Consider the following 596-nt stretch of genomic DNA (forward strand, 5'->3'; position numbering starts at 1 on the left):
TATTTTTATTTCCCGCTCTGAAAATGCGATAGCGGAGCAAAACATTAAGTTGATTGAGGCAAACCGTAAGGCTGAATCCGCTTCTCAGGCAAAAAGCGATTTTCTCGCGAAGATGAGCCACGAAATCCGCACGCCCATGAACGCGATTACCGGCATGGCGGAACTTATGCTGAGGGGGGAGCTCTCAGGGGAAGCGCGCGGTTACGCGCATGATATTAAACAGGCTGGGAATAACCTTGTCTCAATAATTAACGATATTCTGGATTTTTCAAAAATCGAAGCGGGAAAACTGGAAATCGTTCACGCCAAATATATGCTTTCATCTTTGATCAGCGACACTGTCAATATTATCCGCACGCGGCTTATGGAAAAGCCGATACGTTTTTTTACCAACATTGACGGGAATATTCCCAACTGCCTTATCGGAGACGAAGTGCGCCTTCGCCAGATTCTTCTTAACCTGCTGTCCAACGCTGTGAAATATTCACAAATGGGGCATATTGGTTTGACCATTACCGCGGATAAACAGGACGATAAACAAGTTTTGCTCAGGATAGCGGTGACAGATACGGGAAAAGGCATAAAACCGGAGGATC

Annotated in this window: 1 protein-coding gene; it reads left to right on the plus strand. The window is 45.8% G+C overall.

Annotation, left to right across the window (positions count from 1 at the left end; genetic code table 11):
• A partial coding sequence (locus tag ACYVRA_RS08240) for a histidine kinase dimerization/phospho-acceptor domain-containing protein (protein ID WP_461252247.1) occupies positions 1 to 596 on the plus strand: 596 nt, incomplete at both ends.

The sequence above is a fragment of the Treponema sp. R8-4-B8 genome (assembly GCF_054786175.1).